Below are 256 nucleotides of genomic sequence, written 5' to 3'. Positions count from 1 at the left end.
ACCAAATCGCTAAATTACGCGATTTATTTTAAGATAAGAAAACGCTACAAACACAGCTCTCTAAATGGCAATGTTGCTGCGCCTATCGACACCGGAAAATTATCAATATTAGACACCACCAGCTTAGGCATTGGGCGTTTAGCACCTCGTCTAAATTGCGCGTAAACCTCAGTACGTGCTATCACTTTTTCAGCCAGCTCTTTAGGTATATGGCCGCCAATAATAATCGCTTCTGCATCTAATAACGCCGAGCAAC

1 protein-coding gene is annotated in these 256 nt (G+C 42.6%); it reads right to left on the bottom strand.

Features of this window, described 5'->3' with window-relative positions:
• Positions 1-44: 44 nt before the first annotated feature.
• On the bottom strand, positions 45-256 hold a 212-nt coding region (locus SB756_RS32365), incomplete at its 5' end, for a hypothetical protein (RefSeq protein WP_410913541.1).

The sequence above is a fragment of the Pseudomonas sp. SIMBA_068 genome (genome assembly GCF_046534705.1).
Classification (GTDB): domain Bacteria; phylum Pseudomonadota; class Gammaproteobacteria; order Pseudomonadales; family Pseudomonadaceae; genus Aquipseudomonas; species Aquipseudomonas putida.
Note: the sequence above shows the minus strand (reverse complement) of the source record. Positions and strands in the feature narration are given on the sequence as shown.